Genomic DNA, 11,762 nt, shown 5'->3' with positions numbered 1-11,762 from the left:
GAGACCGTGTGCGTGGTCGGCGAATCCGGCTCGGGCAAATCGGTCACCTCGCTGGCCGTCATGGGCCTGCTGCCGCCCGGCGTGCTGCACATCAGCGCGGGCTCGATCCGGGTCGAAGGCGAGGATGTGGCCAGCGCCACGCCGCGCCGCCTGCGCGAGCTGCGCGCCACCCGCATGGCGATGGTGTTCCAGGAACCCATGACCGCGCTGAACCCGGTGCACACCGTCGGCAAGCAGGTCGACGAAGTGCTGCGGCTGCATCGCCGCATGTCGGCCGCCGAGCGCCGCGCCAAGGTGCTGGAGATGTTCCGCTCGGTGCATCTGCCCGACGTCGAACGCATCTACGATGCCTATCCGCACCAGCTCTCGGGCGGCCAGCGCCAGCGCATCGTGATCGCCATGGCGCTGATCCTCGAACCCAAGCTGCTGATCGCCGACGAGCCGACCACGGCGCTGGACGTCACCACGCAGAAGCAGATCCTGCTGCTCATCAAGGAACTGCAGGTCAAGCACCAGACCGCCGTGCTGTTCATCACGCACGACTTCGGCGTGGTCGCCGAGATCGCCGACCGCATCGTGGTGATGAACCGCGGCGATCTGATCGAAAGCGGCACGCGCCACGAGATCCTGGCCGAGCCCAAGCAGTCGTACACGCGGCGGCTGGTGTCGTCGGTGCCCAGCCTGGTGCCCTCGCACCGCGAGGCGCCGTCCGGCCAGCCGGTGCTGCACGTCAAGGGCCTGGGCCGCACCTACGGCGGCAAGCGCGCGCTGCTCTCGCGCCGCGCGCCGCAGAACGTGATCGCCGCGGCCGATGTCAACCTGACGCTGCGCAAGGGCGAGATCCTCGGCATCGTGGGCGAATCCGGCTCGGGCAAATCGACGGTGGCGCGCTGCATCGTGCGCCTGATCGAGCCCACCGCCGGCCACATGATGATGGGCGGCGAAGACCTCAGCACGCTGTCCGGCGCGGCCCTGCGCCCGGTGCGCCGCCGCATCCAGATCGTGTTCCAGGATCCGTACCGCTCGCTCAACCCGCGCCGCACCGTGGGCGAATCGATCATCGAAGGCCTGCTCAACTTCGGCGTGCCCCGCGACAAGGCCGAGCAGCGCGCCGGCGAGACGCTGTCGGTGGTCGGGCTCAGCCCCGACGCCATGCGGCGCTATCCGCACCAGTTCTCCGGCGGCCAGCGCCAGCGCATCTGCATCGCCCGCGCGCTGGTGATGGACCCCGAGATCCTGGTGGCCGACGAGGCCGTGTCGGCGCTGGACGTGTCGGTGCAGGCGCAGGTGCTGGAACTGCTCGAGCAGGTGCGCCAACGCACCGGCGTGGGCGTGCTGTTCATCACGCATGACCTGCGCGTGGCCGCGCAGATCTGCGACACCATCATGGTCATGCAGCGCGGCAAGGTCGTCGAAACCGGCGCCGCCCAGGCCGTGCTGACCGATCCCCGCCACGAGTACACCCGCGCCCTGATCGACGCGGCGCCTGGACGCGACTGGGACTTCCGCAACTTCCGGCCCGTGGCGGCCGGCCTCGCGTCCCCCGCCGCGTAGCGGCCTCCAGGCCCCCCACCTTCCATTGGAACCCGCCATGTCGCAACCGCATGAACTCTCGGCCCAGGAACTGCTGGCCGCCTATCGCAACAAGACCCTCTCGCCGGTCGAGGCGACCCGTTCGGTGCTCGATCACATCGCCCGCTGGGAACCGCACATCCACGCCACCTACGCGCTCGACCCCGACCAGGCGCTGGCCCAGGCACGCGCCTCCGAGGCGCGCTGGATGAAGGGCGAGCCGCAGGCCTGCGGCGGCTACTCGCTGGACGGCGTGCCCGCCACCATCAAGGAGAACATCGCCACCCGCGGCGTGCCGGTGCCGCTGGGCACGGCCGCCACCGACCTGACGCCGGCAGCGACCGACGCGCCGCCGGCGGCGCGCATGCGCGAGGCCGGCGCGGTGGTGCTGGGCAAGACCACCATGCCCGACTACGGCATGCTGTCCTCGGGGCTGTCGAGCTTCCATGCGCTGACGCGCAATCCCTGGGACCTCACCAAGAACCCGGGCGGGTCCAGCGCCGGCGCCGGCGCGGCCGCCGCCGCGGGCTACGGCCCGCTGCACATCGGCACCGACATCGGCGGCTCGGTGCGCCTGCCGGCCGCCTGGTGCGGCATCGCCACGCTCAAGCCCAGCCTGGGCCGCATCCCCATCGACCCGCCCTTCATGGGCCGCTGCGCCGGCCCCATGACGCGCGACATCGCCGACGCCGCGCTGATGATGGGCGTGCTGTCGCAGCCCGACGCGCGCGACCACATGAGCCTGCCGTTCCAGGACTTCGACTGGCTCAACCTGGAGCTGGACGTGCGCGGCCTGCGCATCGGCCTGCAGCTGGACGCCGGCTGCGGCCTGCCGCTGGATCCCGAGATCCGCGCGGCGGTCGAGGCCGCGGCCCGCCTGTTCGAGGCCGCCGGCGCCATCGTCACGCCGCTCAAGCCGTGGATGACGCCCGACATGCTGGACGGCGTCGACCGCTTCTGGCGCACCCGTTCGGCCATCGACCTGGGCGGCCTGCCGCAAGAACGCCGCGCCAAGATCCTGCCGTTCATCCGCACCTGGGCCGAAAGCGGCGGCGGCCAGTCCGGCGAAGCCGTGTTCCGCAGCTACTACGAAACGCTCAACGTGCGCGCCAGGACGGTCGCCGCCACCGCCCCCTTCGACTACGTCCTGTCGCCGGTGGCGCCGGTGGTCGCCTACAACGCCGAGTGGGCCGCGCCCACCAACGAGGTCGCCACGACCATGCACCACATCGGCTACACGCTGCCCTACAACATGAGCGAGCAGCCGGCCGCCTCGGTCAATTGCGGCTACACCCAGGCCGGCCTGCCGATCGGCCTGCAGATCGCCGGCGCGCGCTTCGATGACCTCGGCGTGCTGCGCGTGGCCCACGCCTGGGAGCGCATGCGCCCGGCCCAGCATCCCTGGCCGCGGCCGCCCCAGGCCGCCTGACGTTCGCTGGCAGGCCCGATCCCCTTCCCTTTGGCAACCCACAGGAATTTCCATGCGTTGGCTTCTGGCAATGATCAAGCACGAGACGAACACCTTCTCGCCCGTGCCCACCCCGCTCGCGCGTTTCTTCCGCGGCAACCCTGAAATCCTGGCTGGCGAACGCGCCATCCGGGCCTACGAGAACACCGACAGCGGCCTGGGCGGCTACATCGAGGTGGCGCGCCGGGTCGGCGCCGAGATCGTGGTGCCGGTGGCGGCCGAGTCCTGGCCCAGCGGCCCGACCAGCGCCGAGACCCATGAACTGCTGTGCAAGCTGGTGCTGGACGAGGTCGCCAAGGGCGGCTACGACGCCATCCTGCTGGACCTGCACGGCGCCATGGTGGCCGAGGGCGTGGAAGACGCCGAGGGCGACCTGCTGCGGCGCCTGCGCGAGCTCGACCCCAAGACCCCGGTGGCCGTGACGCTCGACATGCACGCCAACATCTATGCCGACATCGTCGAGAACGCCACCGTCATCAGCGGCTTCCACACCTATCCGCACGTGGACATCCGCGAGGCCGGCGTGCGCGCCGCCAACGTCATCGTGCGCACGCTGCGGGGCGAGATCAAGCCGGTCATGACCTGGGCCGGCAAGCCCATGCTGCCGCACGTCATGTGCCAGGGCACCCACGCCGAGCCCAACAAATCGCTGCAGGAACGCTGCCGCCAGCTGGAGGCCGACGGCGTGCTGGCGGCGTCGGTGTTCGTGGGTTTCCCGCATGCCGACATCCGCGAGGCCGGCCTGAGCGCGGTGGTCTGTACGGACGCCAACCTGGCGCAGGCCGAGCAATACCGCGACGAACTGCTGGAGCGCGCCTGGAACGACCGCGCCAAGTGGGTGTTCCACCCGGAACCGCTGGCCCCCACCATCGCCCGCGCCAAGACCATCGAGCAAGGCCCGGTGGTGCTGCTGGACCACTTCGACAACACCGGCTCCGGCGGCACCATGGACACCACCGCGGTGCTGGCCGAAGTGCTGCGCCAGGAACTGGACAACGTGGTGTTCTACGCCATCTGTGATCCGCAGGCGGCGCGCGAGGCCGCCACGGCCGGCGTCGGCAGCACCATCACCCTGCCGCTGGGCGGCAAGGTCGACATGCCGGCCATTCAGCGCGCCGGCGAGCCGCTGACCGTGACCGGGCGGGTCAAGCTGGTGTTCGACGGCGTGTACCTGAACCGCGGCCCCATGTACCGCGGCGTGCGCAACGACACCGGCCTGACCGTGGTGATCGACACCGGGCGGGTCGAGATCGTGGTGGTGTCGCGCCACCAGGAGCCCTTCGACATCAATTGCCTGCTGTCAGCCGGAATCGACCCGCTGCAGAAACGCTATGTGGTGCTCAAGAGCCGCGTCCACTGGCGCGCGGGCTTCTCCGCCATGGCCACCGAGATCATCGAATGCTCCGGCGTGGGCGTCACCACCTCCGATTACAGTCAGCTCGACTTCCAGCACGTACGGCGACCGATCTACCCCCTCGACCCGCTGTAAAACCGGTTTTGTCGACAATATGGCCGGCGCCCGAGGGCGCCGGCTTTCATTTTGAAATCTTCGGTAACGGCGCGCACTGCAACAGGCCATCTCGCCTCGGTATACTCGCCGCGGGTCCTGACAGGCCGATGAATATGTCCCAATTGCCCGCACCGCCCAACGGCGCCGCGCCGCACGGACAAGACTCGACAATCAACGACAAAGCAAAACATGAAAAAGAGCGTAGCGATCACCTTAGCCGTGGTCATAGTGGGAGCGGGAAGCTGGGTGGGTGCCACGTGGTACACCGGCAAGCGCATCGAGGAAGGCGCGCAGCACCGCCTGGCCGAGGCCAACGAGAAGCTGGCCAAGATCACGCCTTTGTTCGGCCTGCGCATCGACCAGATCAAGTACGAACGCGGCCTGTTCTCGACCCAGGCGCGCTACGGCGTGTCGTTCGTCAAGAGCGACAAGAGCCTGAGCGAGCTGCCCGACGGTATGCTGGAATTCGACGCCCGCATCGAACACGGCCCGTTCCCCAAGAGCGCGCTGGCGCGCGGCGCCATCGCCCCGAAGCTGGCCTTCGTCCACACCGAAATGGCCAAGACGGACAACGTCAAGCCGGTGTTCGAGCTGACCAAGGACGTCTCGCCCCTCATCACCGATGCCGTGGTCAGCTTTGGCGGCAACACCGCCTCGACCGCCCGCATCGCGCCGGTGAAAGTGACGCATGAAGGCAATTCGGTCGATTTCAGCGGCATGGAAATCACCGGCACCTTCGACCGCGGCCTGCAGGCGATCACCGCCAACGCCAAGACGGACACGCTCGCCGTCGACGGCACCAAGAGCAGCGACCCGATCAAGATGCAGATGACGGGCCTGTCCATGGACGTCGACAGCCGCATGGGCAAGTTCGGCCTGTCGGTCGGCGACTCGGCCATCAAGATCAAGCGCATCGATGTCACCAAGCCGGACGTCGACGTCAAGGTCGCGCTCGACAACTTCGGCTACACCGTCAAGCTCTCCGAAGACGACAAGAACATCAACATCCAGGCCGCCTACCAGACCGGTGAACTGAACGTGAACGACGTGGCCCTCGGCAACGGCCAGGCCGTCATCAAGCTGGCCAGGCTGGACGGCGCCGCGGTCAAGCAGCTGTCGGACACCTACAACCAGCTGATGCGCCAGTACATGGCCGACACCCGCGACGAAGGCCTGAACGACGAGCAGTTCCAGGTGCTGCTGGACAACGCCGGCAAGCTGCTGGCCGGCAACCCCTCGTTCAGCATCGACCCGATCAGCTGGAAGACCGCCAAGGGCGAAAGCAAGCTGAACGTCACCCTCGATCTGGCCAACCCGCCCAACGTCAAGGACCTGACGCCGCAGGAAATCGTGGTCAAGGCGATCAAGCAGATCGACGCCACCCTGGTGATCTCCAAGCCGATGGTGCAGGACCTGATGGTGCAGTACGCCATCAAGAAGGACGGCATGGCGGCCGACAAGGCCGAAGCCGAGGCCGCCGACAACGTGCGCAGCATGTCCGGCATGGCCGAGATGTTCAATGTCGGCAAGAACGATGGCGACAACATCGTCGGCAAGTTCCACTTCGCCGACGGCATGGGCGACCTGAACGGCAAGAAGATCCCGGCCGACGAACTGTTCTCGGGCCTGCTGGGCGCGACCGGCATGAACAGCGCGATGGACGATGATGAAGAGGAAGCCGAGCCGGCCGCTGGCGCCACCGCCATGGACAACGACATGGCCGCGACCAGCAACGCCGACGTGGTGAACGAATTCGACGTCGACATGGTCGTCCACATGCTGGAAGACATGGGCTACACCACCCGCAAGACCGACGGCGACGAAGGCCCGGTGCTGATCCTGGACGCCAGCAATTCCGGCGCCACCGACCTGCGCCTGGAATTCCTGTGCAACGACTTCTCCGAGAAGTGCTACGACCTGGTGGCCACCGCGACCTACGCCAGCAAGAAGCCGGCCACGCTCAAGGCCATCAACGCCTGGAACCAGGAATACCGCTGGACCCGCGCCTACCTGGACGACAAGAACCAGGCCGTGCTGCAGATGGACATGAACGCCGAAGGCGGCATCGGCAAGAAGAACCTGCAGATCCTGCTGAACACCTACTTCAGCATCACCGAGGAATTCGCCACCGCCATCACGGCGGCGCCGGCCAGGAAGTAAGGCGGCCACACAAAAACAAAACCCCCATCTTGCGATGGGGGTTTTTTTTGCCTGTCGCCAGGCGGGCCCCGATGGTTCGCCCCGCGGGGCGAACCATCATGCGGCATCAGGCGTAGGCTTCGATCGGCAGGCAGGCGCACACCAGGTTGCGGTCGCCATAGGCGTTGTCCACGCGCGCCACCGGCGGCCAGTACTTGGCGTCGCGCAGCGAGGCCACCGGATAGGCGGCCTGCTGGCGCGGGTAGTCGTGCAGCCATTCCTCGGCCAGCAGCATCTGCGCGGTGTGCGGCGCGTTCTTCAGGACGTTGTCCTCGCGATCGCGTTCGCCGCGCTCGACCTGGGCGATTTCCTCGCGGATCGAGATCATCGCGTCGATGAAGCGGTCCAGTTCGGCCACGCCTTCGGATTCGGTCGGCTCGACCATCAGCGTGCCGGCCACCGGGAAGCTCATGGTGGGGGCATGGAAGCCGTAGTCCATCAGGCGCTTGGCGATGTCCTCGGCGCTGATGCCGCTGGTTTCCTTCAGCGGACGCACGTCCAGGATGCACTCGTGCGCCACGCGGCCGTTACGGCCCGCGTACAGCACCGGGTAGTGGCCGCGCAGGCGGGTGGCGATGTAGTTGGCGTTCAGGATCGCGACTTCGGTGGCGCGGCGCAGGCCGTCGGCGCCCATCAGCGCGATGTACACGAACGGGATCGGCAGGATGCCGGCCGAGCCGAAGGGCGCGGCCGAGACCGGGCCAACCTTGGCTTCGCCGGGCAGCTTGCCCTGCTCATTCACCACGCCCGGCAGGTACGGCGCCAGGTGGGCGCGCACCGCGACCGGACCGACGCCCGGGCCGCCGCCGCCGTGCGGGATGCAGAAGGTCTTGTGCAGGTTCAGGTGCGACACGTCCGAGCCGAACTTGCCCGGCTTGGCCACGCCGACCATGGCGTTCATGTTGGCGCCGTCCAGGTACACCTGGCCGCCGGCCTGGTGCACCAGGTCGCAGATCTCGGTCACGGCTTCCTCGAACACGCCATGCGTGGACGGGTAGGTGATCATCAGCGCGGCCAGCTTGTCGCCGACCTGTTCGATCTTGGCGCGCAGGTCGCCCAGGTCGACGTTGCCGTTGGCGTCGGACGCCACCACCACCACTTCCATGCCGGCCAGTTGCGCCGACGCGGGGTTGGTGCCGTGGGCCGACGACGGGATCAGGCAGACGTTGCGCTGGTGCTGGCCGTTAGCCTGGTGGTAGCCGCGGATCGCCAGCAGGCCGGCGTATTCGCCCTGCGCGCCCGAGTTGGGCTGCAGGCTGATGTTGTCGTAGCCGGTGATTTCGCACAGCGCGGCCGACAGGCGCGTGATCAGTTCGTCGTAGCCCTTGCTCTGCGAGGCGGGCGCGAACGGGTGCACCAGCGCGAACTCGGGCCAGGTGATGGGGATCATCTCGGCCGTGGCGTTCAGCTTCATGGTGCACGAGCCCAGCGGGATCATGGTGCGGTCCAGCGCCAGGTCCTTGTCGGCCAGCTTGCGCAGGTAGCGCAGCATGTCGGTTTCCGATTGCACGCTGGAGAACACCGGGTGCTTGAGGATGGCGCTTTCGCGGGCCACGGCGGCGGGGATGCCGCTGGCGGCGGCGGCGTCGAGCGCGTCGATGTCCAGTTCGACGTCATCGCGCTCCAGGCCGGCGGCGAACACGTTCACCAGCGCCTGCAGGTCGGCGGCGGTGACGGTCTCGTCCAGCGACACGGCCAGGCGGGCGCCGTCGACGCGGCGCAGGTTGACGTGCTCGCACTCGGCGGCCGTCAGGATGGCCGGGGTGGCCGGGCCGGTTTCCAGCAGCAGCGTGTCGAAGAAGGTGTCGTTGGCGACCTTGATGCCCAGCTTGCCGAGTTCGGCGCGCAGGATGGCGGTGTAGCGCTGCACGCGCTCGGCGATGCGGCGGATGCCGGCCGGGCCGTGCCAGACGGCGTACATGCCGGCCATCACGGCCAGCAGCACCTGCGCGGTGCAGATGTTCGAGGTGGCCTTCTCGCGGCGGATGTGCTGTTCGCGCGTCTGCAGCGCCAGGCGCATCGCCGGGTTGCCCTGGGCGTCCTTGGACACGCCGACCAGGCGGCCGGCCATGTTGCGCTTGAAGGCGTCCTTGCAGGCCATGAAGCCGGCGTGCGGGCCGCCGAAACCGAACGGCACGCCAAAGCGCTGGGCCGAACCGATGGCGATGTCCGCGCCCCATTCGCCCGGCGCGGCCAGCAGGGCCAGCGCCAGCAGGTCGGTGGCCACGGCCGCCACCGCGCCTTGCGCGTGGGCGGCCTCGGCCAGCTTGCGGTAATCGGCCACCGAGCCGGTGCTGTGCGGGTACTGCAGCAGCACGCCGAAGCATTCCGGCAGGCCGTCGGCCTCGTCGCCGATGGCGATCTCGATGTCCAGGCCCTCGGCGCGGGTGCGCACGACTTCGATGGTCTGCGGATGCACGTGGCGCGAGATGAAGAACACCGGGCTCTGCGACTTGGCGCCGCGGCGCGCCAGCGTCATGGCTTCGGCGGCGGCGGTGCTTTCATCGAGCAGCGAGGCGTTGGATATGTCCAGCCCGGTCAGGTCGGCGACCATGGTCTGGTAGTTCAGCAGGGCCTCCAGGCGGCCCTGCGAGATCTCGGGCTGGTAGGGCGTGTAGGCCGTGTACCAGGCGGGATTCTCGAGAATGTTGCGCAACACCACGTTGGGCGTCTGCGTGCCGTAGTAACCCTGGCCGATGTAGTTGCGGAAGACCTTGTTGCGGCCGGCGATCTGCTTCAGTTCGGCCAGCACGTCGGCTTCGCTGCGCGACGGCGGCAGCGCCAGCGGCGCCTGGCTGCGGATCTTGGGCGGCACGACTTCTTCGATCAGGGCGTCCAGGCTGGGGCTGCCGATCGCGGCGAGCATGGCGGCCTGGTCGGCGTCGGAGGGGCCGATGTGGCGGGGAATGAAGTCGGTGTGGGTGTCTAGGGCGCGCGACATGGGGGGATCTCGAGATGGCGGTGTCGTCGTGGGACGGACGGTGATGCATGGACGGGCGGCGGCGCCAGCGCCGCGCCCGTCCTGACGGGCTTAGCCGTTGGCGACGGCTTCGTAGCCGGCGGCGTCCAGCAGCTTGTCGGCATCGGCGGCGTTGACCGGCTTGATCTTGAAGATCCAGGCGGTGAAGGCCGATTCGTTGATCAGGTTGGGGTTGCTTTCCAGCTCGTCGTTGAACGCGACGATTTCGCCGGCCACGGGCGCGTAGATGTCGGAGGCGGCCTTGACCGACTCGACCACGCCGGCGGTCTCGCCCGCGTTCAGCTTGGCGCCGACCTTGACGTCGCCGACGAAGACCAGGTCACCCAGCTGGTCCTGGGCGGTATCGGTGATGCCGACGACGAACACGTCGCCTTCGGCTTTGACCCATTCATGGGACTCGGTGTACTTGCGATCGGTGGGCAGACTCATGGGAACTCCTGGGGGATTCGGATAAGGAAATGGTGTTGCGCGCCTCGCGCCGGCGGCCCCGTCCCCAGAGGGCCGGCCGCCGGCGCGAAGCTTCGAGTTTACGAGTGTTCGACGGCTTTGCCGTTACGGACAAACGGCAGTTTGCAGACCAGGGCGGGCACCCACTTGCCGCGGATGTCGACCTCGACCGTGTCGCCCGCGGCCACGCCTTGCGGCAGGCGGGCAAAGCCGATCGAGACGCCCAGCGTCGGCGACATCGTGCCGCTGGTGAGCTCGCCCACGCCGTTCTTGGTGCGCACCGCCATGTGGGCGCGCATCACGCCGCGTTCCTGCAGCTTCAGGCCGATGAAGGCGGCGGGCGTGGCGAACTGCTCCAGCGCATCGCGGCCGATGAAGCGGCGCTCGGGGTTTTTCAGGGACACCGTCCAGGTCAGCGCGGCTTCGCCGGGCTGGGTCAGTTCGTCCATGTCCTGGCCGTACAGGTTCATGCCGGCTTCCAGGCGCAGCGTGTCGCGCGCGCCCAGGCCGGCCGGGCGCACGCCCTGGGCCGCCAGGTCGCGCCACAGTTGCACCGCCTCGGTGGCGGGCAGCACGATCTCGAAGCCGTCTTCGCCGGTGTAGCCGGTGCGCGCCACCAGGGTGTCGTCGCCGACGCGGGCGGCCACGAACGGAGTCAGCGGCTCGCTGGCGGCCTGCCAGGCCGGACGCGCGGCCCAGACCTTGGCGCGGGCATTGGGGCCCTGCACGGCGATCATGGCCAGGTCGCGGCGCGGCGTGATGGTGACGTCGAACTTGCCGGCCTGCTTGACGCGGTGCATCCAGGCCATGTCCTTGTCGGCGGTGCCGGCATTGACCACCACGCGCCATTCATCGGCGGCGAAGAAGTACACGATCAGGTCGTCGATGACGCCGCCCTGCGGGTTCAGCATGCAGGTGTAGAGCGCCTTGCCGGGCACGGTCAGCTTGGCCACGTCGTTGGCCACCAGGCGCTGCAGGAAGGCGAAGGCGTCGGGGCCGGCGATATCGGCGTTGAGCATGTGCGAGACGTCGAACATGCCGGCGTCCTGGCGCACCGCGTGGTGCTCTTCCAGTTGCGAGCCGTAGGCCAGGGGCATGTCCCAGCCGCCGAAATCGACCATGCGGGCGCCGGAGGCGATGTGTTCGTCGGCCAGCGGGGTGCGTTTGAGGGTTGCGGACATGCGCGGATACTCCGGAGCGGCAGCGGTGCCAGGGTTACGGAATGCCGCTGGCGGACAGGAAACGCCCGCGCAACGGCTGAATTTTCCGCCCCTCTGTCCTTTTGCCTGAGAGTTGCCCCGCGTGGCGGGTTTGCACCTTCGGCGCCTGGGCTGCGCGCTATGTCCCTGTTTGGGCAGCGGCGCCAGGTCTCTCCAGAGTGCTGCTTTGCCGCGTCCGCGCGGTAAAAACCGGGACAGGGCAAACATGCGCGGTATGGGATACCTGAGCGATTCTGGGCGAATTGCGCCTTCGGCGGCGACCGCGGGCGGCCGCTCTCTCCCGCAACATGCGTGACAGCGCCGAAAGCATACCGCGAAACGCCGCTGCGTTGTTGATCCACGGCCTAGATCCGCGGCCGTGGGCCG

7 protein-coding genes and 2 riboswitches are annotated in these 11,762 nt (G+C 68.4%); of the genes, 4 read left to right on the top strand and 3 right to left on the bottom strand.

The window, feature by feature from the left end:
* From AOZ49_RS14845 to AOZ49_RS14830, 4 genes are all read left to right on the top strand, one after another.
* Positions 1–1,554: ABC transporter ATP-binding protein (locus tag AOZ49_RS14845; RefSeq protein ID WP_054476153.1), on the top strand; the 1,554-nt coding region annotated here is incomplete at its 5' end.
* 37 nt (positions 1,555–1,591) lie between these two features.
* A complete protein-coding gene (locus AOZ49_RS14840) occupies positions 1,592–3,001 on the top strand; it encodes an amidase (RefSeq protein ID WP_054476151.1) in 1,410 nt (469 codons plus the stop codon).
* A 52-nt stretch (positions 3,002–3,053) separates the two neighbouring features.
* Complete coding sequence (locus tag AOZ49_RS14835; RefSeq protein WP_054476149.1) at positions 3,054–4,529, top strand: M81 family metallopeptidase; 1,476 nt, start codon at positions 3,054–3,056, stop codon at positions 4,527–4,529.
* Positions 4,530–4,739: 210 nt separating this feature from the next.
* Positions 4,740–6,710 carry a DUF945 family protein gene (locus AOZ49_RS14830; protein WP_054476147.1) on the top strand — a complete coding sequence of 657 codons (1,971 nt, stop codon included), beginning with the start codon at positions 4,740–4,742 and terminating at the stop codon, positions 6,708–6,710.
* 106 nt (positions 6,711–6,816) lie between these two features.
* On the opposite strand, the gene gcvP is transcribed toward AOZ49_RS14830, so the two are convergent.
* The 3 genes from gcvP to gcvT form a co-directional block, all read right to left on the bottom strand.
* Positions 6,817–9,690, bottom strand: a complete 2,874-nt coding sequence (gene gcvP, locus AOZ49_RS14825) for an aminomethyl-transferring glycine dehydrogenase (protein ID WP_054476145.1) — start codon at positions 9,688–9,690, stop codon at positions 6,817–6,819.
* A 90-nt stretch (positions 9,691–9,780) separates the two neighbouring features.
* A complete protein-coding gene (gene gcvH / locus AOZ49_RS14820; RefSeq protein ID WP_006385867.1) occupies positions 9,781–10,158 on the bottom strand; it encodes a glycine cleavage system protein GcvH in 378 nt (125 codons plus the stop codon).
* A gap of 98 nt (positions 10,159–10,256) precedes the next feature.
* On the bottom strand, positions 10,257–11,357 hold the full coding sequence (gene gcvT / locus AOZ49_RS14815) for a glycine cleavage system aminomethyltransferase GcvT (protein WP_054476143.1): 1,101 nt from the start codon (positions 11,355–11,357) through the stop codon (positions 10,257–10,259).
* 83 nt (positions 11,358–11,440) lie between these two features.
* Positions 11,441–11,563, bottom strand: a riboswitch (glycine riboswitch).
* A 33-nt stretch (positions 11,564–11,596) separates the two neighbouring features.
* Positions 11,597–11,689, bottom strand: a riboswitch (glycine riboswitch).
* Positions 11,690–11,762 lie beyond the last annotated feature (73 nt).

This window comes from Achromobacter sp. 2789STDY5608615 (assembly GCF_001298995.1).
Taxonomy (GTDB): domain Bacteria; phylum Pseudomonadota; class Gammaproteobacteria; order Burkholderiales; family Burkholderiaceae_B; genus Achromobacter; species Achromobacter insuavis.
The sequence above is the reverse complement of the archived record's forward strand: the minus strand, read 5'-3'. Positions and strand labels throughout refer to the sequence as shown.